Source organism: Streptomyces sp. NPDC048506 (assembly GCF_040651315.1).
Lineage (GTDB): Bacteria > Actinomycetota > Actinomycetes > Streptomycetales > Streptomycetaceae > Streptomyces.
The window spans coordinates 1-19,375 of record NZ_JBEZIX010000047.1 but is presented as its reverse complement, the minus strand read 5'-3'; the positions used below and the strand labels follow the sequence as shown (position 1 = coordinate 19,375).

Annotated in this window: 19 protein-coding genes and 1 pseudogene; 11 read left to right on the top strand and 9 right to left on the bottom strand. The window is 70.6% G+C overall.

What is annotated here, in order from left to right; translation table 11 throughout:
• Positions 1 to 26: 26 nt before the first annotated feature.
• On the bottom strand, positions 27 to 944 hold the full coding sequence (locus tag AB0C96_RS31795) for an RNA polymerase sigma-70 factor (protein WP_362922206.1): 918 nt from the start codon (positions 942 to 944) through the stop codon (positions 27 to 29).
• 203 nt (positions 945 to 1,147) lie between these two features.
• Between AB0C96_RS31795 and AB0C96_RS31790 the strand changes: the two genes are divergently transcribed.
• A complete protein-coding gene (locus AB0C96_RS31790) occupies positions 1,148 to 1,633 on the top strand; it encodes a carboxymuconolactone decarboxylase family protein (protein WP_362922204.1) in 486 nt (161 codons plus the stop codon).
• Between the two features lie 105 nt (positions 1,634 to 1,738).
• Here AB0C96_RS31790 and AB0C96_RS31785 read toward each other — a convergent pair whose 3' ends face one another.
• Together AB0C96_RS31785 and AB0C96_RS31780 are read right to left on the bottom strand one after the other, a co-directional pair.
• The gene (locus tag AB0C96_RS31785; RefSeq protein WP_362922203.1) at positions 1,739 to 2,974 is read right to left on the bottom strand and encodes a glycosyltransferase; all 1,236 of its coding nucleotides are present in this window, start codon (positions 2,972 to 2,974) and stop codon (positions 1,739 to 1,741) included.
• Positions 2,975 to 3,270: 296 nt separating this feature from the next.
• Entirely contained in the window at positions 3,271 to 4,191 is a 921-nt protein-coding gene (locus AB0C96_RS31780) for an alpha/beta hydrolase (RefSeq protein WP_362922201.1), read from the bottom strand.
• Positions 4,192 to 4,290: 99 nt separating this feature from the next.
• Here AB0C96_RS31780 and AB0C96_RS31775 point away from each other — a divergent pair, with 99 nt between their 5' ends.
• Positions 4,291 to 4,962, top strand: coding sequence for a TetR/AcrR family transcriptional regulator (locus AB0C96_RS31775; protein WP_362922199.1), 672 nt, complete (start codon positions 4,291 to 4,293; stop codon positions 4,960 to 4,962).
• Between the two features lie 138 nt (positions 4,963 to 5,100).
• On the opposite strand, the gene AB0C96_RS31770 is transcribed toward AB0C96_RS31775, so the two are convergent.
• The 3 genes from AB0C96_RS31770 to AB0C96_RS31760 all read right to left on the bottom strand — a co-directional run bounded on the left by AB0C96_RS31770 (position 5,101) and on the right by AB0C96_RS31760 (position 7,874).
• Complete coding sequence (locus AB0C96_RS31770; RefSeq protein ID WP_362922197.1) at positions 5,101 to 5,787, bottom strand: LPXTG cell wall anchor domain-containing protein; 687 nt, start codon at positions 5,785 to 5,787, stop codon at positions 5,101 to 5,103.
• Positions 5,788 to 5,961: 174 nt separating this feature from the next.
• Positions 5,962 to 6,702, bottom strand: a complete 741-nt coding sequence (locus AB0C96_RS31765; protein WP_362922195.1) for a response regulator transcription factor — start codon at positions 6,700 to 6,702, stop codon at positions 5,962 to 5,964.
• Complete coding sequence (locus AB0C96_RS31760; protein WP_362922193.1) at positions 6,699 to 7,874, bottom strand: sensor histidine kinase; 1,176 nt, start codon at positions 7,872 to 7,874, stop codon at positions 6,699 to 6,701. The genes AB0C96_RS31765 and AB0C96_RS31760 overlap by 4 nt, the downstream gene beginning before the upstream one ends.
• A gap of 295 nt (positions 7,875 to 8,169) precedes the next feature.
• Here AB0C96_RS31760 and AB0C96_RS31755 point away from each other — a divergent pair, with 295 nt between their 5' ends.
• Positions 8,170 to 9,129, top strand: a complete 960-nt coding sequence (locus AB0C96_RS31755) for an ATP-binding cassette domain-containing protein (RefSeq protein WP_362922192.1) — start codon at positions 8,170 to 8,172, stop codon at positions 9,127 to 9,129.
• Positions 9,126 to 9,902 carry an ABC transporter permease subunit gene (locus AB0C96_RS31750; protein ID WP_362922190.1) on the top strand — a complete coding sequence of 259 codons (777 nt, stop codon included), beginning with the start codon at positions 9,126 to 9,128 and terminating at the stop codon, positions 9,900 to 9,902. The genes AB0C96_RS31755 and AB0C96_RS31750 overlap by 4 nt, the downstream gene beginning before the upstream one ends.
• Positions 9,903 to 10,014: 112 nt before the next feature.
• Here the strand turns inward: AB0C96_RS31750 and AB0C96_RS31745 are convergent, their stop codons facing one another.
• On the bottom strand, positions 10,015 to 10,488 hold the full coding sequence (locus tag AB0C96_RS31745; protein WP_362922188.1) for a MarR family transcriptional regulator: 474 nt from the start codon (positions 10,486 to 10,488) through the stop codon (positions 10,015 to 10,017).
• A 102-nt stretch (positions 10,489 to 10,590) separates the two neighbouring features.
• Here AB0C96_RS31745 and AB0C96_RS31740 point away from each other — a divergent pair, with 102 nt between their 5' ends.
• Both AB0C96_RS31740 and AB0C96_RS31735 read left to right on the top strand, forming a co-directional pair.
• Complete coding sequence (locus AB0C96_RS31740; RefSeq protein WP_362922187.1) at positions 10,591 to 10,869, top strand: hypothetical protein; 279 nt, start codon at positions 10,591 to 10,593, stop codon at positions 10,867 to 10,869.
• A gap of 184 nt (positions 10,870 to 11,053) precedes the next feature.
• Positions 11,054 to 11,545, top strand: a complete 492-nt coding sequence (locus tag AB0C96_RS31735) for a cupin domain-containing protein (protein WP_362922186.1) — start codon at positions 11,054 to 11,056, stop codon at positions 11,543 to 11,545.
• A 26-nt stretch (positions 11,546 to 11,571) separates the two neighbouring features.
• Here AB0C96_RS31735 and AB0C96_RS31730 read toward each other — a convergent pair whose 3' ends face one another.
• Entirely contained in the window at positions 11,572 to 12,363 is a 792-nt protein-coding gene (locus tag AB0C96_RS31730; protein WP_362922184.1) for an alpha/beta hydrolase, read from the bottom strand.
• A gap of 443 nt (positions 12,364 to 12,806) precedes the next feature.
• Here AB0C96_RS31730 and AB0C96_RS31725 point away from each other — a divergent pair, with 443 nt between their 5' ends.
• The 3 genes from AB0C96_RS31725 to AB0C96_RS31715 all read left to right on the top strand — a co-directional run bounded on the left by AB0C96_RS31725 (position 12,807) and on the right by AB0C96_RS31715 (position 16,320).
• On the top strand, positions 12,807 to 13,433 hold the full coding sequence (locus AB0C96_RS31725; RefSeq protein ID WP_362922182.1) for a choice-of-anchor C family protein: 627 nt from the start codon (positions 12,807 to 12,809) through the stop codon (positions 13,431 to 13,433).
• A 335-nt stretch (positions 13,434 to 13,768) separates the two neighbouring features.
• On the top strand, positions 13,769 to 15,472 hold the full coding sequence (locus AB0C96_RS31720; RefSeq protein ID WP_362922292.1) for a histidine kinase: 1,704 nt from the start codon (positions 13,769 to 13,771) through the stop codon (positions 15,470 to 15,472).
• A 197-nt stretch (positions 15,473 to 15,669) separates the two neighbouring features.
• Positions 15,670 to 16,320, top strand: a complete 651-nt coding sequence (locus AB0C96_RS31715; protein ID WP_362922181.1) for a response regulator transcription factor — start codon at positions 15,670 to 15,672, stop codon at positions 16,318 to 16,320.
• 56 nt (positions 16,321 to 16,376) lie between these two features.
• Here AB0C96_RS31715 and AB0C96_RS31710 read toward each other — a convergent pair whose 3' ends face one another.
• A complete protein-coding gene (locus tag AB0C96_RS31710; protein ID WP_362922179.1) occupies positions 16,377 to 17,084 on the bottom strand; it encodes a M24 family metallopeptidase in 708 nt (235 codons plus the stop codon).
• Positions 17,085 to 17,714: 630 nt separating this feature from the next.
• Here AB0C96_RS31710 and AB0C96_RS31705 point away from each other — a divergent pair.
• Together AB0C96_RS31705 and AB0C96_RS31700 are read left to right on the top strand one after the other, a co-directional pair.
• Complete coding sequence (locus AB0C96_RS31705; protein ID WP_362922177.1) at positions 17,715 to 18,509, top strand: class I SAM-dependent methyltransferase; 795 nt, start codon at positions 17,715 to 17,717, stop codon at positions 18,507 to 18,509.
• A gap of 657 nt (positions 18,510 to 19,166) precedes the next feature.
• Positions 19,167 to 19,375: pseudogene (locus AB0C96_RS31700) on the top strand (hypothetical protein); the annotation flags it as partial.

Here is a 19,375-nt window from a genome sequence, read left to right as displayed (position 1 = left end):
CGGCACCCGGCACCCGGCACCCGGCCTCAACGGCGCAGCGCGGTCTCCTGTTCCATACGCGACAGCTTCGCGGGGTTGCGCACGGCGTAGAGCCCGGTGATGAGGCCGTCGTCGACACGCACCGCCATGACGGTGTCGATCTCGCCGTTGAGCCGGAGAATCAGCGCCGGGTAGCCATTGACCTGTGCTGCCCGCAGCGACACCGTGGCGGCGATCCTGCCCAGCACGGGAGCCACCATGCCGACCCCCACGACGGGCGCCAGGGCGGCCCGCACGACGCCGCCGCCGTCGGTCAGGAGGACGACGTCCGGCGCGAGGATGTCGAGCAGGTGCTGCAACTCGCCTGTCTCGACCGCCCGTTGGAACGCCTTGAGCGCGTCGCGGGTCTCGGCCGCAGAGACGGCTCCGCGTGGACGGCGCGCAGTGACGTGCGCCCGTGCCCGGTGGGCGATCTGGCGGACCGCGGCCGGGCTCTTGTCGACGGCTGCCGCGATCTCGTCGTACCCCAGGTCGAACACCTCGCGCAGCAGGAACACCGCCCGCTCGGTCGGCGCGAGCGTCTCCAGTACCAGGAGCATCGCCATCGAGACGCTGTCGGCCAACTCGGCGTCCTCGGCCACGTCGGGTGCGGTCAGCAGCGGCTCGGGCAGCCAGGGGCCGACGTAGGACTCCTTGCGACGGCGGAGCGTACGCAGTCGGTTGAGCGCCTGGCGCGTGGTGATACGGACCAGGTATGCGCGCTGGTCCCGCACCGCATCGAGCTCGACGCCCGCCCACCGCAACCAGGTTTCCTGTAGGACGTCCTCCGCGTCGGCGGCCGAGCCGAGCATCTCGTAGGCGACGGTGAACAGCAGGTTCCGGTGGGCCACGAACCCCTCGGTGGCGGTTTCCATGCGGCCGCCGCGAGCGAGGTGCTCGGCTGTGCCTGCTGTTCGTTCACTCATCGCTCGCCCCTGCCTGTTCTCTCTCGACCGTGTCGCGCACAAGACGCCGGTCCGCGCCGCTCTGTGACATCCGCGGTCGGTGGCGTACGTCACGTGACCGCGGGTGTCACAGGATCCGGGTCGCCGGCATCTGGTGTGCGTCAGGACGCCGCGCAGACGATGCGCGCGGCGCGCAAGCAGTTCCACGAGTGAGGACGAACGTCATGGAGCCCCGTTTCCACCTGGTCGACAATGAGGTCGGCGCCAAGTTCGCCAAGCGATTCGGCAACGCCAGCCTGGTGATCGCCCAGTCGTCGCTGCCGAGGTCCACACAGGAGCTGGTGTCGCTGCGCGCCAGCCAGATCAACGGCTGCGGTTTCTGCACCGATCTCCACACCAAGGAGGCAACGGCCGCCGGTGAAACGGCAGTCCGTCTCCATCTGGTCGCCGCCTGGCGCGAGTCCACCGTGTTCACCGAGGCCGAGCGGGCCGCGCTGGCGCTCGCCGAGGAGGGGACACGGCTCGCCGACGCCCACCACGGCGTGTCCGACGAGACCTGGGACCAAGTCCGCAAGCACTACGACGACGATCAGATCGCCGCGCTGGTCTCCCTGGTCGCCCAGATCAACGCCGCCAACCGGCTCGGCGTGATCGTGCGCAATGCAGGGGGTTCCTACGAGCCCGGCATGTTCGGCAGTACGTCGAGCTGATCGGCAGGCGAACAGCCGCCCGGCCCGGGGACATTCGCCCCGGGCCGGGCGCTCATATGGCGGGCACGGCGGCGCCCCTGAACTGACCGTCTGGTCGGTGGTGGTTCACCCGGACACCGGCGGCCTTCCCTGGCTGACTGCGTCGAGTAGCAGTTTCGCGGCCACCGTCGCCCCGTCGGTGCGGATGGCGCCGGCCACGGCCCTCGCCCGTGCGCGGGTCTCGGGCGTCAGGGCCGTAGTGAGCGCGGCGGAAAGGGAGTCGACGGTCGGCGTCGGGTCGTGGTGAGCCGAGCCGATGCCCAGCTCGGCCACCCGGTCGGCCCAGTACGGCTGGTCCGCGATCCGGGGCACCACCACCTGAGGCGCCCCGGCCCGGGCCGCCGTCGTCGTGGTGCCCGCGCCGCCGTGGTGCACGACGGCGGCCACCCGGCGGAACAGTGCCTGCTGGTTGACCTCGCCGACGACGAAGCAGTCGTCGACCTCGTCGATCGGGGCCAGGTCGGCCCAGCCCCGGGCGAGGAGTACGCGGCGGCCGTGCGCGCGGCTCGCTTCCGTGGCCACCCGGGCGATGTCCTTCGGGGCGTGCGCGGCCATGCTGCCGAAGCCCACGTACACCGGTGGTTCGCCGGCGTCCAGGAACGCCTCCAGTCCCTCTGGGAGCGGACGGTCGTCGGGCAGGATCCACGCCCCGGTCTGCCGGATGTCGAGGTCCGTCATGCCCTGCGACGGACACATCGTCGCGTCTGCCGCCAGCCAGGGCTGGTCGGTGAAGACATGGTCGCGGACGTTGTCCACCGGCGGCAGACCGATCGCCGCCCGGTGGCTGTTGAGCGCCCCGCCGTACAACGTGTTCACCCTCTGGGCGTCCTGCTCCCACAGCACTCGGTGGTCGGTCTCGTCCTGCGGGGACGGCTTCCCCGGCCGCACCCCAGGACGGAAGTGCCGCGACGGCAGCCCGGACAGGTGGAAGCACGCGTACACGTAATGGATGCCCAGTTTCTCGGCCACGTCCCGTGCGCCGGCCGGCATCAGGCCGGTTGCCAGCAGCGCGTCACATCCCTCCGCCGCCGCGGTGAGCGTGGCGAACCGCGCGGCGACCAGCTCGGGCGCGAGCCGGAACGCGTCCGCCCCCGACGGCGGCCGCTCACCGGCAACCACCGAGCGCACCGTCGGGCCGAGCGGCACCGGCGTCAGGCCGACACGCGCCAGCAGCGCCGCGAACTCCTGATCCGGCGGAGCGCACACCCGCACCTCCACGCCGAGTTCCCGCAGTTGCACCGCGAGTCCCACCAGCGGTTCGACGTCCCCGCGCGACCCCCACGTCGACAACACCACACGCATGTCGCGAATCCCCCATGTGTTCAGGCTCTGGCTTTCGGCCGCCGATTCTGCGGTACGACCAGGGTCTTGCCGCAAGCCCCCCTGTGCGCTATAGCTTGATAGTGGCAGGGAGTGGGGTCTCCTTGCCTTTGTCTTTTGCCGTTGAGGATCTCCCCTCGGCCACGCGCCGAGGATCTCCCCTCGGCCGCACGCCGTCTTGGACCCGCTTCTTTGACGCTACGACCAACACGCCGTCCTGGCCTGGCAGTTGCCGTTGCATCCGCGCCAGGCCCTCCGGCGGGCCGGGGCGGTGGTTGTTACGCGGCTGCGGTCCTGGCATGGGGCGGGTTGGGGCCGGCGTGGTCGGCGTGTGCGCGAATTGCGGCGGCATAGGCGGGCCAGTCGTCGCGGGTGAGGAAGTGGCCGACGTCGGGCATGGTCCGCAGGTGGGCGTCGGGGATGGCCGCGGCGAGGTCGCGCGCGGCCGTCACGCGTAGCAAGGGGTCCTGCTCGCCGTGGAGCACGAGGGTCGGCGCGGTGATCCGGGCGAGCCCGGCACCGTGCCATTTCGCGCCGATCTGCCGGCTCTGGGCCTGCGCGTCGCGGAAGCTGGTGACCTGGTGCGCGGCCTCCTTGTCCACGAACTCGCGTACGTCGCGCTCACCGATGCTCTTGCCGGGCGCGGCCAGCATGCGGGCGACGGCCACGGCGAGGGCCAGGTCGCCCTCGGGCGTGTCGGGATGGTGGAGCCGCGCGAATCGGATCACGGCCGCCGGGCGCACGTAGCGAAGGAGGCCCAGGCCCTTCGCGTCGCTGGGCACGGCCGAGGAGGTGATGAGGCTCAGCACGCGCTCCGGGTGGCGTATCGCGATGCGCTGGGCCAGCAGTCCGCCCATGGAGTGGCCGAAGAGGTGGGCGCGCTGCCAGCCGAGGGCGTCGAGCACGGCGACCGCATCGTCCGCCAAGTCCTCGGCGTTGTAGGCGGGAGCCGTTCGACGCAGCAGAGCCTTGACCGGAGGACCGACGCGTCGGGCCGGGAGATGGGTGGACTGGCCCGCGTCGCGCTGGTCGTAGGTCACGACGTGGAAGCCGCGGCGCACCAGTTCGTCGACCAGTCCGTCCGGCCACCAGAACCGCGTGGTGCCCAGCCCCATGCCCAGCAGGAGTGGGTCACCGCCCGCACCACCGAGATCCTCGAAGGCGATCTGGATTCCGCCGTTGTCCGCGTAACGCACCATCGGTCCACCCTCCACATCATTCGCATACGATGTTCGCATACGGCGTTCGCGAACAACGTATGCGAAGGGGTAGGGTGATGGCAATCAGAGGAGGTACCGGTGACAGCGCAACAGGAACCAGTGATTTGGCTGCGGCCGGAGCAAGCAGCGGTCGGACGTCCGGCCGAGCGCAGCCGCGCCGAGATCACCAAGGCAGCGCTGGCGCTGGCCGACCAGGAGGGACTGGAGGCCGTCTCCATGCGCCGCGTCGCCGCGGCCCTGGGCACCGGCGCCGCCTCGCTCTACCGCTACGTCGCCACCCGCGACGACCTGCTCGACCTGATGGTCGACAGCACCGCAGGCGAGTACGACCTACCGGCCCCCACCGGCGAATGGCAGGCCGACCTGCTCGGCATCGCCCAGCAGGCCCGGCAGATCATGCGACGCCACCCCTGGCTGCCGGCCCTGGTCATCACCCGCCCGACCCTCGGCCCCCGCGGCGTCGACCTCCTGGAGCACGTGCTCGACGTGCTCGCCGACCACCCGGCCGCCCCCGCCGCCAAGCTCGAAGCCTTCGCCCTGCTCAACGCCCTGACCGCGCTCTTCGTCCAGAACGAACTGGCCACCACGGAACCCAACTCCCGGCGCCAGGCCGCCTACCTGACCCACGTGGCCGCCACCGGCAGCCACCCCCGCATCGCCGCCCTCCTCGCCGCCGCCCCCGCCAACCCGAGCCCACCCGACCCCTTCGACGTCGTACTCCCCCGCGCCCTCGCCGGCGTTCTGGGCTGACATCCAGCGCCGAAGCGGCCGCAGCGCAGCGGCGGACGGCGGCTCGCCGGGCACGCTGGGAGGCGCGCACGCCGCCGTACGGACGGCGTGCGCGTCGAGAGGGCACACGTCCAGGAGCTCCTGCGGCGTGCCGGTGCGTCAGTGCTGCTGGGCCTTGCGACGGCGGAACACCAGGTATCCGCCCGCCGCGACCAGCCCGGCCGCCGCCGTGGACAGCAGGCCCACGGGCGCGCCGTTACCGGTCTCGGCGAGGTCACCGCCCTGCTCGGACGGGGCTTTGGACGGCGACGACGAGGCCGCGGGCTTCGCCGCGGTGCCGGCGGGGGCGGAGGAGGCCGGAGCGGCGCTCGGCTGCGTGTGGCCGGACGGGGACGCGGTGGCGGACGCCGACGGCTTGCCGCCGCCCGGCTGGGACGTGTCCGCGCAGTCGGTCCAGAAGACCTTGTGCTTGGCCCGGCCGTGCTCGCCGTCGAAGTTCCAGAACAGCTTGTAGTGGCCGTCGGGCAGGGACAGGTCCTGCGTCCGGCCGTGTCCCTGACCGTCGAGCGTCAGGGAGCCGGACCTGACGGTCTCGCCCTTGACGTCGGCGGTCGGGGCCCAGGCTTCGATGCGCCAGTCGACCTTCTGGTTGGTGTCGAAGCCGAAGGCATCGAGGTAGAAGGTGCACACATGAGGCTCGTTCTTGCGGAGTTCCTCACCGGTCGCGGCGTCGTGAATCTTCACGGTGCCGTTGTCGCCGGGGGCGGTGGCGTGAGCGGAAGGGGTCGACAGCAGGGCAGCGGCCACAGCGGCCGTGAGCGTGCCTGCACTGACAAGCGGGCGCATGGGCATTCCATCGGGGAAGAGGAGGGTCGCCGTGGGGGGCGGCTCAGCTTCCTGCCCTCCCCAGGAGATCGTCAAGGCATCCCCAAAACCGTTATGGCATTTAGCGCATCTCTTGCCCCATTGGTCCCACATAACGATTGGGTATGGGCCACGGATCTTTCCGGAGACCGACGATCAGGTTGGCCGGCTGTGGGGGCTGTCCGGCGGCCATGGCCGTGCCGCCTCGACCAGGCTGCTTTCGTAGGCGACGATCACCAACTGGGCGCGGTCCCGGGCGTCGAGTTTGGTGAGCAGGTGGCTGACGTGCGTCTTGACGGTTGCCACCCCGAGGTACAACCGCTCGGCGATCTCGGTGTTGGACAGTCCGCGGGCGATGAGCGTGAGTACCTCCCGTTCCCGCGCCGTCACGCCGTTCAGGGCACGGCCGAGCCGTTGGGAGGGCTCGGGGCGGCGGGCGAACTCGGCGATCAGGCGCCGGGTGACGGCCGGTGCCAGCAGGGCCTCACCGGCGGCGATGACGCGAAGGGCGGCCAGCAGCTCGCCCGGCGGGGTGTCCTTGAGCAGGAAGCCGCTGGCGCCGGCGCGCAGGGCTGCGTACACGTAGTCGTCCAGGTCGAACATCGTCAGGATGAGCACCCTTACGTCCGCCGTCTGTGGTGAGCCGCAGATCTGCCGGGTCGCCTCGATGCCGTCCATGTCGGGCATCCGTATGTCCATCAGGACCACGTCCGGCGGTTCCTGTCGGGCGAGCTGAACCGCTTGCGCGCCGGTTGCGGCCTCCGCGGTGGTGAGGAACCCGGGTTCGGCGTCCACCAGGACGCGCAGGCTGCCGCGCAGCAGTGCCTGGTCGTCGGCGAGCAGAACCCGGATGGTGGGGCCGGGGGGCGGGTGGCTCGGTGGGGCTGCGTCTGTCATGAGGCCTTCTGGTAGGGCAAGGTGGCGGTGACGGTGAATCCGCCTTCGGGGCGTGGTCCGGCGGCGAAGGTTCCGCCGTACATCGCGACCCGTTCCCGCATTCCGAGGATGCCGTGGCCGCCGGTGGTGGGTGGTGCCGGTGACGTCTGACGGCGTCCGTCGTCGGTGACCTCGATGTGCACCTCGTGGTGGTTGGCTTGGACCACCGCCCGGCAGCGGGTGCCCGGGGCAGTGTGCTTGACCACGTTGGTGAGCGCCTCTTGCACGATGCGGTGGACGGTGAGCCGCATGCCGTCCGGCAGCCGTTCGACGCCGTGCACCGATAGTTCGGCGCCTGCCCGCTCTGCCAGTTCGGGCAGCGCGTCGGGGCCGGGTACGGGGCCGAGTGCGGCCGGTGGCAGCCGTTCGCCGTCGGTGTCGGAGCGCAGTACACCGAGCATCCGCCGCATGTCGGTGAGCGCCTCGCGGCTGGTGCTCTCGATGATGCGCAGCGCGTCGTGGGCCTCTTCGGGGCGTGTGCGTACGACGTGGTTGGCGACGCCCGCCTTGACGGCAATCAGGCCCATGCTGTGGGTGACGACATCGTGCAGTTCGCGGGCGATGCGCAGTCGCTCCTCGGTGACGGCGCGTTGAGCGAGATGCTCGGCCATACGGACTGCGTAGGCGCGTCGTTGCCGGACGGCACGCCCCAGTTGCCATGCCCCCAGCAGTGCGACGAGACCGAGCAGGGGCATGCCGAGGCCGCCCGTTCGCCAGGAGGGCTGTTCGGCGCGGAGTTGTCCCAGGACGCCGGCCGCACCGAGCAGCGCGAGCGTAAGGCCGGGCAGCCACCGTTCCCACCAGCGGTGCAGCGGGCTGGTGAGGGCGACGGTGTAGAGCGCGCAGGCCGCCGGGAGGAACGGGTCCCACACCGCGTTCTGGGCCACGGCCACCGCGGTCACGACGGTGACGACGGTGAACACGGGCAGCGGCTGGATCCGCCGGAACGCGATCGGCACGGCGACCGCGGCTATCAGCGCGAACTGCTGCCACGGCGACGGCCCACCGGGAAGCGGCCCGGGCACCGGAGCGGTCCGGGCGGAGCCGGTCAGCACCGTCGCCGCCGCATACGCGAGCGCGACCGCACCGTCCACCGTGACCAGTCGGCACCGGCTCGGCCGCCGGGCGAACATCGGGGGACGGTCGTCCGCTTCCACCGCTCGGCGCCGGTCCACCGATCGGCATCGAGCCACCCCTCGGCGTCGTTCCACGGCTCGGTTTCGGTCCACCGCATGACGTAGGTCCACCGCATGAACATATCCACGGCGGGCCGGACACCGCCTCCGCCTCCCGGCTGCCCGCCGTCTCTCATCCTCGGGGCGGATCAACCGACCGTTTCGGCAAGGCCACTCCGCCTGTGGGCGGAGCCGGCGCGCTCCCGCCCGGGGCCGATGCGCCGGAGCACCGTCGTGCGGGAGCGTCCGTCATGTGATCGAAGTGTGCGAACTGACAAAGCGTTTCGGGCGGACCACGGCCGTCCACGGACTCTCCTTCCAAGTACGCCCCGGCTGCGTGACCGGCTTCCTCGGGCTGAACGGCGCGGGCAAGTCCACCACGATGCGCATGATGCTGGGCCTGGACCGGCCGACCAGCGGCGAAGTCCGCATCGACGGCCTGCCCTACCGGCAGCTGCGCGAACCCCTGCGCACCGTGGGCGCCCTGCTGGAGGCCGGGTCCGTGCACGGCGGACGGACGGCCCGTGCGCATCTGCGGTGGCTGGCGCGCAGCAACGGCATCCCCGAGCGCCGGGTGGGTGAGGTCATCGAGCTGACCGGGCTTCGGAGCGCGGCGGGCAAGCGGGCGGGGACGTTCTCCCTGGGCATGGGCCAACGGCTCGGTATCGCCGCGGCGTTGCTGGGCGATCCCCGGGTGCTGCTGCTCGACGAGCCGGTCAACGGGCTGGACCCGGAGGGTATCCGCTGGATCCGCAGTCTCATGAAGGACCTGGCGTACGAGGGCCGGACGGTGCTCGTCTCCAGCCATCTGATGAGCGAGGCGGCGCTGACGGTGGACCACCTCATCGTCATCGGTCGCGGGCGACTGCTCGCGGACACCGGCACCGCCGAGTTCATCGACCGCCATACCCGGTCGTGCGTACATGTGCGTTCTCCCGAGCCCGAGCGGCTGCGCGCGGTGCTGGCCGGTGCCGGGGTCCGGGTCGAGGAAGGGAGCGACGTGGGCGGTTTGGTGGCCGTCGACGTGCGTCCGGAGCGGATCAGTGAGCTTGTGGCGGCGCACGGGGTGAGGGTGCACGAGGTGACACGGCAGGCGGCCTCGCTGGAGGAGGCGTTCATGCGGCTCACCGGGCAGTGCGCGGACCACCGGAGCGGGAGCGGGAGTTGGAGCGGGAGCCCGCACGGGAACGGGAACGGGAGCGGGCAGCGGTGAAGAACGTGGCTTTCGTGCGGGTGGTCCTGGCGTCCGAGTGGATCAAGATCTGGACCCTGCGGTCGACGGTATGGGCGCTGGGCCTTGTGGTCGTTCTCAGCGCCGGTTCGGGCACTCTGGTCGCGCGCAGTCTCCGCGCCGGCATCAGCCGTGTGGTGAACTTCGACCCGATCTTCGCCGGGCTGTACGGACTGACGATAGGTCAGCTGGCCCTCGTGGCCTTCGGGGTGCTCGTCGTCGGCTCGGAGTACTCCTCCAGGACCATGCGGACCTCGTTGGCCGCGGTGCCGCGGCGTGGTGTGCTCTTCGGATGCAAGGTGCTGGCCGGGGCACTGGTGTCGCTTGGCGTCTCGGTGGTGACGGTGGCCGTCACCTTCGTCGCGGCGCAGTCGGCGCTCGGGCCCTACGGCACCGGGATCGACTCGGACGGGGTGCTGCCCGCGCTGGTGGGGGGCTGCGCCTATCTGACGCTCATCTGCGTCTTCTCCACGGGAGTGGCGATGCTGCTGCGCAGCTCCGTGATCTCGCTGGGGATCCTGCTCCCGTTGCTGTTCCTCAGCTCCCAGGGGCTGGGGAACGTCCCGGCACTGAAGACCGTCCTCCAGTACCTTCCCGACCAGGCCGGCATGGTGCTCATGCACCTCACCGGTCCGCAGGGCGACCCGCGCTTCAGCCATGACTACGGCCCGTGGGGGGCGTTGTCGATCCTCGCGACATGGACAGCCGTTGCCCTTCTCGGTGGCTGTCTGACCCTGCGGCACCGCGACGCCTGAACACCGCGGGCCGGCGAACGGGCGACTCAAGGCCCGTGCAGGCCGCAGACATATAGGCCGTATAGGCCGTGCAGACCGCGCCCCGACGTCGCCCTGAAGCCACCGGACCGCTTCAGGGCGTACGGCCCCCGTCCAGGTGCGCAAGGGTTTCCGTCAGGCGTTCGAGGCGCATGGCGAAGGCGTCGGCCTCACCCGGCGACCACGTCGTCATCTCCTCGGCCAGGAAGGATTCCAGCGCCTTGCGCAGCGCCACGACGGCCCGCTCACCGTCTTCGGTGAGGACCAGCTGGGTGGCACGGGCGTCGGACGGGTCGGGGCGGCGGCTGATCAGCCCGGCCTCCTGCAACCGGGTCGCGTAGCGAGTGGTGACGGTGCGGTCCATGCCGATCGTCTCGGCGAGCCTGGTGGCGGTGGCGGGCCCCAGGCGGTCGAGCCCGGACAACACCGGGTAGGTCGTGGCGTCCACGCCCTCCACGCCCGAAGTCAGCCGGCTGTAGAGCCCGGCACGGGTGGACCGCATGGTCAGCGCTCCGATGGCTGCGGCCACGCGGGCGGCGGAAGTACGGTCACGGGTCGTTTCGCTCACCCCTCAATGATACGTGCAAAAAACACGGAGTCCTGCTAACGTCATATGCGTGCAGAAAGCACGTGCACTGAACACGCAAAATCGACCACGCAAAGGACTGTCATGTCGCATCAGCACCAGCCGGCGGTACGCCCCGAAGACGTCCTGCCCACAGGAATCGACTCGACCGAGATCAACGGACACACCGTCCGCAAGGGCTCGGTGGCCGCATTCGTCGCCAACGCCAAGCGCCTCGACGACCTCACCGAGGACACCCCCGAGTACGAAGCCCTCCTCACACAGATGCGGGAGCTCGCCCCCGCCCTGCACACCATCGGACTCCTCGACGTCTTCGAGCCCCGCTCCCCCGCGGTGGCACGCATCCTCGCCGACGCCGCGTAGCACGAAGGGGCCGACAACGCCCGCTGAAGCCACGCCAGTTCACTGCACCCGCCGATCTCCGAGCGGCTGGGACTGCCCGGTTGGGGCCGCCGGGCAGTCCGGTGGCCCCAACCGCACGTGGCGGGCGTGACCGAACTCCCCCACCCACCGCTGCGCGGGCCACAACCTGAGCCACAATGCCGTCATGAGTGATCAGATGGACACCCCCGCCCGCGCGCTGCTGCGCAGCCCCCAGGACGGCGAACTCCTCGACGTCGCCGGCGTCGAGCACTTCTTCCGGCTCACCGCCGAGCACACGGACGGGCGTTTCGCCTTCGAGGAGTTCACCCTTGCCCCCGGCACCATCGGCGCCAGGCCGCATGTGCACGACGCACACGACGAATACTTCTACGTTCTCGAAGGCGAGTTGACGCTCCACACCGGAGACGGCGAGGTGACGGCCGGCCCCGGACATCTGCTCGCCGCCACCCGAGGCACGCCCCACGGCTTCCGCAACGCCGGCCCGACCACCGCACGCGCCCTGTGCCTCTACACCCCCGCCGGCTACGAGAACTACTTCCGCGACGTCCACGCCGCCGTCAGCGCCGGAGCCGAGGCGACCGATGAACTCCTGACCGAGTTCCGCAGCCGCTACCGCACCAGCCCCTACCAGGCCTCCACGGACGCGTCGCACTAGTCTGCCGCCTGGCACGTGCGCGTGGGTTACGCGACGGCGCGGGCGGCCGGGGCCATTCGGGCGAGCGCGGCGCGCAGCGCGGCGTTGAACTCGTCGGGGAGCTCCTGGTGCGGCAGATGGCCGGAGCCGACGATCGCGGTCACCTCGGCGCCGGGCGTGAGGGCGGCACAGGTCCGGGCCACCTCCAGGGGGATCGCATCCAGCTCACCGTGGATGTAGTGGATCGGCACCTGAAGCCCGGGCAGTGTCGGGCGTGGGTCGTAGCCGACGGCGGTGGCCTGGTGCTCGTCGATGTAGACGCCGGAGTCCAGGATCTGACGGACCGTCCAGTCGATGAGCGCGGGCGAGGTGCCCGGCGCGTACCACTTCGGTACCCAGCCGGCGACCGTACCGGCCCGGTCGCGGCGCAGGTCGGCCACGAGCTCCGCCTGCGCCTGGGCCTTCGTCGTCGGCCAGTACCCCGGTCCGCCCACGGCAACCACGCCACCGATCAACTCGGGCCGCTGCACTGCCAGTTCAGCGGCGAAGACCGCCCCCATCGACGAGCCGACGACCACCGGCCGGTCCAGCCGCAGCGCTCCGATCAGGGCCACCAGATCGCCGACCACCTCGGCGATGATGTTGCCCCGGACGGGGCGGTCCGACCGACCGCAGCCCCGCCAGTCGAGCGTGACGACCCGGTGGTCCCGGGTGAAGTCGGGAAGCTGCGCACCCCAGGTCAGGCCGCTGGTGCCCCAGCCGTGAAGGAACAGCAGCGCGGGGCCGGTCCCCTCGTCCTCGTAGTAGAGGGTGATGTCGTCGACGTCCAGGTAGGGCATCGTGGCGTCTCCTCGCCTCGTGGGCCCCTGCGGGTCCCGCGGTTGGTGGTGTCCTCAGCCAACCGCGCTCACGCCCGCCGACCAATGAGCGATCCGCTCCTACACCTATAGCGAACCGTGATCAATGCCGGTACCGGGCGGCCTTCGGGGGCTCGGCCGGGGTTGCAGACGATGGGATCCGGCACAACCTCGACCGGCACTGCGACTTTTTTCGTCCATGCCGTGACCAGCCATTGAGTCTTTCGGGAGAGGAGGGGTTTTCGGACAGTGCCGCAAGCCGCCCGATGGTCGGCACGGAACTGCCTCTTGGGTCGCACCAACAGCCATATGCAGTGACGCCCTACGAGGCGATTGTTGGCAGCACGGCGGGTCGGCCACTCGCACCCCGTCGACGGTCCGGAACTTCGGTTCACGGCAATGACCAGAAAGCCAAGAGGCCTCACATGCTGACCGCACGTACCTACGTCACCGCTTTCACCGCGACACTCCTTCTCGCCGGTGCCGGCCCCGCGATGGCCGCCCCGACCACCGGTAGCGGCCAGGCCGTCGCCCCCAGCGCCGTCAGCCACTTCGACGACGGCAGCTTCGAGACCCCGAAGGTGGAGCCGAACACGTTCCAGGAATTCACGGCCGGGCAGCACATGGGCCCGTGGAAGGTCACCAGCGGATCGGTCGACCTGAACGACGCCGGATACTGGCAGGCCGCCGAGGGGGACCAGTCCGTGGACCTCAACGGCATGGAGCCGGGAGCGGTGGCCCAGACCTTCGCCACCACACCAGGTGTCCGGTACACGGTGTCGTACGCGCTGGCCGGCAACCCGCACCCGGAGGGCCCGACCGTGAAGACCGGCAAGGTGCTCATCGACGGGCAGGACGTCCAGGACTTCTCCTTCGACGTCACCGGCAAGTCGTACAAGGACATGGGTTACGTGATGCGCGAGGTGGCCTTCGTGGCCACCGGCAAGTCCACGACCTTGACGTTCGCCAGCACCACCGCTCCCAGGACCGCCAGCGGGCCGGTCATCGACGACGTCACGGTCGAGCGCTGCAAGCCCGACTGCTGCAACTGACGGCGCCCCAGGACGCCCCACTGCCCTGACGCAGTCCGTGCCGCCGCCGATGTCGAACGCGGCCGGGGCCGGAGCCGCAGCCGGAGCCGCAGCCGCAGCCGCAGCCGCAGCCGGGTGACGATGGCGGCTTCGGCTCGCAGCGCTGTACAACTTTCGTCGTCGGCCGTCGCGACCAACGGCGGGTGCGGTGACCGGCTGCGACTGTCTAACGTGGCCTGATGACTGATGTGGAGCGCACGGACCGGGTGCAATCGGCCCGTCGCAGGCTGGCGGCGCAGCTGCGCTCAGCGCCCCGGCGACTGACCGATCCGGCCAGGGCGCTGTTCGCCCCCGGGATGTGGACGCCCTGGCGCATCGTGGGCGAAACGCTGCTGTGCGCGGTGCTAGGGCTGCTGGCGGCAATGATCGAGGCGTTTTCCGGCGGCGGCATCGTGCGGATCGTCGCGGTGGCGCTGGCCGCTGCACTGCTGTCACCGCTGCGCCGGGTCCTTCCCGCAACCGTGCTTCTGGTCACCGCCACCGGAATGGCCGAGTTCGACAGCCTCACTCCACTGATCCTCATCGCCGCCTGGTCGGCCGGGCGGCGGATCGACGGCGTCGGCAGGGCGGCCGGCACCTTCGCCGCCGCCTACGTGCTCAGCCTCGGCCTGACTCTCCTGAAGGAGACGCTCCCCTCACTGCTGACCCTCGCCATCGCTGCCCCGCTGCTGCTGGTCATGATGGTCGTCCCCGGCCTCATCAGCCGCTACTGGTCGCAGCGCCGCACGCTGACGGACACGCTGCGCGAGTACAACGCCCAGCAGCTGCGCGAGCGCACGATGATCGCCGGACAGGCCAGGATGCGGGAGCGCCAGCGCATCGCGCAGGACATGCACGACAGCCTCGGTCATCAGCTCACGCTCATCGCGGTGCACGCCGGCGCGCTGGAGGTGGACCGCGAGCTGACCGGACAGCAGCGGGAGGCGGTCGGCGTGCTGCGCGAGGCGTCGGTGGCCGCGATGCACGAGCTGCGCGAGGTGGTGGGACTGCTGCGGGACGGCACGGAGGGTCCCGGCCAGCGGGCCGCCTCCCACGCCCTCCAGCCCGTCGAGGAGGAGCCCACGGTGCCGTCCCGAGGGGTCGCCGGCATCGAGAGCCTGGTGGAGGCGTCCCGGACCGCGGGGGCGGCCGTGGAGCTGCGACGCTCCGGCGAGCCGTGCGCGCTCGCCCCGACCGCCGATCACGCGGCGTACCGCGTCGCGCAGGAGGGCCTGACCAACGCCCACAAGCACGCGCCGGGCGCCGTGATCACCATCGAGCTGCGCTACGAGCCGGATGCGCTGGTGGTGGAGGTCGCGAACGGCCCCGCCGCCGAGGCGACGGGCATCGGCCGGAGCGTGGTGAGCGGCGGTCAGGGGCTGACCGGGCTCGGGGAGCGGACCAGGCTCATCGGAGGCATGGTGCACGCGGGCCCGACCCCCGACGGCGGCTTCCGGCTGGCGGGAGTGCTGCCGTACACCTCGCCGGAGCGCGGTGTCCCGAGCATCTCGCCGGGGGCCGCAGGGACCGCCTTCGCCGATCCCGCCGGCGGCTCGCGGGAGCAGCCCCCGACCGGCTTCCCGGAAGAGGGCGTTCCGGTCATCGACGGGAGCGCTCTTCCCAAAGAGCTGGCAAAGGCGATGAGCAGGAAGAAGCGAAGCGGCATCGCCATCGGCTGTGGGATCGCGGCGCTGATCTTCGTGCTCGTTCCGGTGGTCGCCATGGGCGTGGGCGCACTCTTCCTGGCCGGTGAGTCGGACCAGGCCAGAATCGGTCCGCAGCTGTACGACGAGGTGAAGGTGGGACAGTCCGAGGCGCAGGTCCGCGCCAAACTGCCCGAGAGAAAATCGTTCCTGACCGACGGCTTGGACAAGAGCGCGCCACCCGAGCCCGAGGGGGCCGAATGCCTCACGCTCATGTCCAACGAGACCAGCAGCGAATGGGACAAGCAGCCGGTCTTCCGGTTCTGCTTCAAGGGCGGGAAGCTGATCGAGAAGAAGTCCTTCGAGGTCAGCAACTGAGGCAGGCGTAGGAGCAGGGGCAGGAGCACGGCCAGGGGCTGGAGCAGGGCCAAGGGCAGGGGCGGTACGGGCGCGCGGGCAGGAACGGGGGGCAGGAACGCAGGGGGACGGGCCCCTGACGTCCTGCCGGGTGACCCGTCCGGGGATGATGGCAGGGTGGCCCCGGAGAACACCGCTCAGAACAGCACAGGAGAGTCGTGATCAAGGTTCTCGTCACGGACGACGAGCCGCTCATTCGGGCAGGCATCAAGATGATCCTCACCTCGGCCGACGACATCGACGTGGTCGCGGAGGCGGCCAACGGCCGCGAGGCGATCGAGCTGGCCCGCGCCCAGCGGATCGACGTGGCGCTGCTCGACATCCAGATGCCGGTCATGGACGGGCTCACGGCCCTGGCCGAGCTGCGCCGGACCGTCCCCGACACCCGCGTACTGATCCTCACCACCTTCGGTGCGCAGCAGAACGTGCTGCGCGCCCTCACCGAGGGCAGCGCGGGTTTCCTGCTCAAGGACTCGGCACCCGCGGAACTCATCCGTGCGGTGCGCGCCGCGGCGGCCGGCGAGGCATACCTGTCACCGGGCGCCACCCGCCACGTCGTGGACTCGCTGGCCTCCGGCCGGACCGCCCGCGCCGATCAGGCCCGCCGCCGGCTGGAAGCCCTGACGAGCCGTGAGCTGGAGGTCCTGGCCCTCCTCGGCGAGGGCCTCTCCAACGCGGACGCCGGCCGCCGCCTCCATATGAGCGAGGCGACGGTCAAGACGTACGTGAGCCGGATCCTGGCCAAACTGGGCTGCGAGAACCGGGTACAGGCGGCACTCCTGGCAAGCGACGCGGGCCTGAGAAGCTGACGCTCCGCCCGCTGAGCACCGAACCGTCGGGACCGCCCGGACCTCCGGGCCGGGCCTCAGGCGAGGTCGAGGAGCTGTTCGTAGAACCCGCCGAAGCCCCGTTCCCGGTCGACCAGATGGAGTTCGAGGATCCAGTGGCAGGTCCGGCCCGCGCGGTCCGTGCGGCGCAACGGGGTGTCGTTCTCCGGGGTGATGTAGGACTCGGCCTTGGCCCCGTCGTTCGTCTCGTGCGGGAACTCGCCGACGAGGTGGCCGGCGTGCCAGATGCCAATGGTCCAGCCGGCCGCCGTGGCCAGGCGTTCGACCTCGGCGTACAGCTGTCGGCCGGTGATGTCCGGGTTTGCGGCGAAGAAGGCACGGCCGGCGTCGAAGATGCGCGGCAGGTCCTGGAGGAGACGGTGCTTGTGCGGGTCGTCGCCGAAGACGTACGTGCGGCCGAAGTCCGCCTCGTACTCCTCGAAGATCGGCCCGAAGTCGGCGAAGGCGATGTCGTCGGACCCGATGACCCGGTCCGGCGGGTTGTCCCGGTACGGCAGGAGGGTGTTGGGGCCGGAGCGGATGATCCGCTTGTGCCAGTGCTTGGTGGTGCCGAACATCTCGTTGGCCAGATCGCGGATCAGGTCGCTGACCTCGCGCTCCCCCCGGCCGGGCGCCACCAGGCCGCGCTTCTCCACCTCGGCGAACAGTGCAATGGCCTTCTCCTGAGCCGCGACCAGCCCCTCGGCCCGCCGGGCTTCCGGCACATCCAGCGTCTCGTCTGTCACGAAGTCTTCCCTCACGTCCTGGCGGGCGCCCTGCTGAGATCGGCGCAGCACGGTGCCGATGTACACACTTGAGTGTTTCGTACACTCCCGGCCGATCATCGTCGTGCCACCTCCGCAGATACAAGCGGATTCGCGCCTGACACCGGCATGCGCAACGCGCCTCCGACGAGTCGACGTGCGGCACCGCCCTGTAGACCCACCACCCGTCCCGGACGACAGTCACTTGCCCACGCCGCGGCTCCGGCTCCGGCGCCGGTGAACCCTGTCACTACCTCCAACATCCGATGTTCATCTGCGATGCAGTGTGGGCGATTGAACAAGCAATTGCCAGAAGATTGTCGAATCTCAACCGCAGATGCAGGATGGGCATCCAGATGCACCGGTGTGAAGGAGGCGGATCGGTGGCCGACAGCGGGTACGAAAGTGATGTCCGCACCTGACTATGGGGCACCCAGGAGCCGCCTCCACACCCGGCGGCGAACGTACCGGCGACAGCCGGGAAGCGTTCCCACTCTGGTCGCAGCAACTTCACGGGCCCCATCTGCGCCGACCGGCACCCAACCGAGAGCGCGCGGGGCTCTTCTTCCCCTCAACCCCTGACTCCTGCTCACGAGGCGAGGTAAGGCCCCCATGACCACACGAACCCGGTCCGGCAGCGCCGGCGACATCGGCTACTCCGCCTACACCGACGACGTTGCGATCGGCTCCGGATACTCCTCCTCCCGACGGCCGGACGCGCGGATCGCCCGGTTCGTCGCCGAGGCCCTGGGCGACGCCCGGACGGTGCTCAATGTCGGTGCCGGCACCGGATCGTACGAGAGTGCCGGTCGTGAAGTGACGGCGGTCGAGCCCTCGAAGTCGATGCGCGCCCAGCGCCCGACCCGGCTCGCCCTGGCGATCGACGCCGTCGCCGAGGACCTGCCCTTCGCCGACGGGGAGTTCGACGGGGCGATGACGCTGTTCAGCGTGCACCAGTGGTCAGACGTCGAGGTCGGCCTACGCCAGATGCGGCGCGTGACCCGCGGGCCGGTCATCCTCCTCACCTGCGACCCCGCCCGGGTAGGGGACTTCTGGCTGTACCGGTACGCGCCCGAGGTCCTCGACACCGAGGCCCGCCGCTACCCGCCCGTCGAGCAGCTGACCGCCACCCTGGGCGGCACCAGCACGATCCAGACCGTGCCGATCCCCCTGGACTGCACGGACGGCTTCAACGAGGCGTACTTCGGCCGCCCCGAGATGCTGCTCGATCCGGCGGCCCGCCAGGCGTGTTCGGCCTGGAGCTTCGTCGACGACCGCGTCCGCGAACACTTCGACGAGACCCTGCGCCGCGACCTGGAATCCGGCGCCTGGGACGAAGAATTCGGCCACCTGCGCAGACAGCCGACGTACGAAGGGTCGCTCGTCATCATCCGTGCGACCCCGTGAGCGGCGGCGGGCGGAACTGATTGCAGGCTCTGCCCGACGTGTGGAGCGAGCAGAACCTCCTCCTCCTCCTCCTCCTCCTCAAAGACCGCGCGGCCCTGCGCCCTTCTCCTCCGCCCCTCAGCCTGCCGCGGTCGTCGCGCTTCATGCAGCCGAGGCCAGGAGTCCCGGGAAGCCCAGGCGTCCCGGGAAGCCCGGGACTTCACCGGCAGCCCGGGACTTCACGGGCTGCGCGGGTGGGGGCGGCCACAACCAACCGACACAGCGTTCCATCCCGCAGCCGCTCTACCAGGGCGTACGTCGCTCCGAACGCGCCCCTTCGCCTCGAAGTGCTGCCACAAACACGATTCCTCGGCGAAACCGCCCCCGTGGCGCCGTTTCCCTCTCGCCCCGGCAGCGATGTGCCCACTGCCTGCGGCGGCCAACGAATGGGGGCGGTGTTAACCTCGCCGACCTCGGGGGCGCCGCCCGCGCACTGATTCGCATCGGATCACCGCGCCGGCGTGACGCGAACTGCCCTGGCACATAGGAAAGTTGACGGGTTCGGCGGGACGAGGAACCGCCGTTTGCCGGGACGGTGTCCCGCAGCTCCGCTCGGCCACCGAGGCCGGGCCTTCCAACGACAGATGGGCGCGTGGTGAGTTTCAGGGGTGGGTGGCGATGACGGGGGAACCGTGGCTGGAGCCCGGAGATCTGGAGGAGGCAGGGAGTGGTGTTCGGGCGGAGCGGTCGGATGCGGAGTTGGTCGAGCGTGCGCGTGCCGGGGACGATGTCGCGTTCGGTGTTCTCTATGAGCATCATTTCGAGTCGGCTCGGCGTTTGGCCGGTGTCTTTGTGTCCAGTGCGGCGGATGCGGAGGACATAGCGTC